This is a genomic window from Streptomyces sp. NPDC054847 (assembly GCF_053610925.1).
Genome location: NZ_JBSGZJ010000678.1, coordinates 1 through 2,479, shown reverse-complemented (window position 1 = coordinate 2,479; position 2,479 = coordinate 1). Strand labels below are relative to the sequence as shown.

1 protein-coding gene is annotated in these 2,479 nt (G+C 77.0%); it reads left to right on the top strand.

Annotated features, from left to right (window positions below; translation table 11 throughout):
- The first annotated feature begins 264 nt into the window (after positions 1-264).
- Positions 265-2,460 (top strand): helix-hairpin-helix domain-containing protein, encoded by a 2,196-nt coding sequence (locus ACWGH4_RS34100; protein ID WP_453467672.1) that lies wholly within the window; start codon positions 265-267, stop codon positions 2,458-2,460.
- The last annotated feature ends 19 nt before the right edge of the window (positions 2,461-2,479 follow it).

Below are 2,479 nucleotides of genomic sequence, written 5' to 3'. Positions count from 1 at the left end.
GGCGTCGCCGACGGGCTGGAGGACGACGCGGCGGGCGACGGGCTTGCCGGCGGCGATCCAGGCGCCGCCGACGCGGACGCGAGCGGGGCGCCAGACCACTCCCCCGCCGAAGGCGAGGCGGACGCGGGCGAGGTCGGCGCCGGGTCGGAGGACGACGCGGGCGTCCCGGAGGCGAGCCGCGACGACGCCACAGCCGACGGCGAAGAGGCGGCCGCCCTCAGGGCCGACAACGCGGAGGAGGCCCGCGCGGGCGGCAGTGACGGCTTGAAGGACGGCGTCGCGGGCGAGAGCCGCGACGACACAGCCGACGGCGACAAGGCGGCCGACTCCAGGGCCGACAACGCGGACGAGGCCCACGCCGACGGCGACGGGCCTGAGGACGACGACGCGAGCGGGGCGACGGATCACTCCCCCGCCGAAGGTGAGGCGGACACGGTCGGCGCGGACGCAGCCGGCGCCGGGTCGGAAGACGACGGCACGGGCGTCGCGGACGAGAACGCCGACGTCACAGCCGATGGGAAAGAGGCGGCCGGCGGCGGGGTGAGCGAGGCCGAGGCCGAGATCGCCGCGCAGCGGGAGCTCCGGGCGCGGATCGAGCAGCGCAAGGCCGAAAAGGAAGGGCCCATCGACAGCGGGGCCAAGCTGAGCGGCAAGGCGGCGGACCTGCTCGCCGCCGTGCGGGCCGTGGAGAGCGGCGAGAAGGCGGCCACCGCCTATTTCGATTCGTCCCCGCCCGAGCCGCGGCGGGCCGCTCCCGTCGCCGCCCCGCCCGTCCGGGCCCGGGCCGTGGAGCCTGCGCCGGCCGCCGTCCCCGCGGAGGCACTCGCCGGCGCGCGGGCCGTGCTGCTCAATGGCGGCGCGCCCGAATCGCTCGCCCCGCAAGTGGCCGAGCTGCTCGGCGAGGCGGCGGGCGAGGCGCTCGCCGAGGACCCCTGGCGGTTGCTCTCGGTGCCCGGCGTGCGGCCTGAGCAGGCCGACGGATTCGCGCGGGCACTGCTCGGCGCGGAGGCGACCCCCGGCGACGAGCGCCGGACGTCCGCCCTCGTCACCTGGGTGCTGGAGCGTGCCGCGCTCCAGGGGCACACCGCCCTCGAAGCCTCGGCCCTGCACGCCGCGCTCGCCGAGCGGTCGGTGCCGGACCCGGAAGAGGCCGTGCAGCACGCGGTCGCGGACGGCACGGTGCTGGTCTTCCAGGAGGGCGTGGAGGAAGACGTTCCCGTCACGGTCCTCCTCGGACTCGACCGGTACGCGATGGCGGAGGAGAGCCTCGCGGACGGCCTGGCGAGGCTGATCAGGACCGGGCCTTCCGACGTCTGGGAGGGCACCGGGCTCGTGCGGGCGGCGGGCGCGAACGGCCTGGTCGTCCACACCGGTGGCGAGGCCGCCAGGGCTGAGCCGGTTGCGCTCGCGGAGCAGGCCCGCGCCATGGGGCTGCGGGCGGCTGTGGCGGTGCACGGGGAGAACGGGGTGCGCCGGCTGGGTCCGGACGTCGGCGCGGTCACCGTCGTCGACCTGTTGTCGGGCGTCGCGGGGCCCGGCCGCGACGAGGACGGCGCTTTCGCTCTCGACCTGCTCGTCCTGCTGGACGCGCCGCAGCTCGACGTGGAGACCGCGGCGATGCTGGTGGAATCCATGCCCGACGGCAGCAGGCTGGTGCTCGGCGGCGACCCCGGGGTGCTGGGCGGCGCGGGCGCGGGCCGGGTGTTCGCGGACCTGCTCGCCGCGCGGGTGTGTCCGCAGGTCGCGTCCCGTACGCCCGACCCCGGCCCGCTCGGGGAACTGGTCTCGGGAATCGGCGTCGGAGAGCTGAACCAGGTCGAGGCCCCCGGCAAGGAGGTCGTGATCGTCCCGGTGCGCGACGCCGGCGAGGCGGTGCACCGTACGGTCCAGCTGGTGGCGGACTCCGTGCCCCGGGCCATCGGGGTTCCGGCCGAGCAGACCCAGGTGATCACCGTCGGCCACGGCGGCTCCGCCGGGACGCGTGCCCTCAACGCGGCGCTCAAGCAGCGCCTGAATCCGGGAGCAGGCCGCTTCGCCGGCTTCGACCCGGGCGACCGGGTCGCCTATGCCCAGGCGCTCGGCCGGACGGTCACCGGCACGGTCGTCTCCGCCGGCCCCGACGGACTCCACCTCGACTGCGAGGGCACAAGGACCGTCGTGCCGAGGGAGCGGGTGGAGTCCGCGCTGCGCCACGGCTGGGCCCTCACCGCGCACCAGGCGGCGGGCATGCGGTGGCCCGCGGTGGTCGTGGTGCTGCCGGGCGACGCCGCCCAGTCCCTGAGCCGGCCGTGGGTGTACACGGCGTTCGGCCGGGCGGAGCGCCATCTGTCGGTGGTGCACGGCGTGGACCAGGCGCTGCCGCGCGCTGTCGCGGAGCAGCCCGGAGCCGAGCGCACCACCAGGCTGCGGACGCTGCTGGAGGGCCTGCTGGCCGAGCCGGCGCCGGGCGGGGCAGAGTGACGGCCCCCGGCCCGTGGCG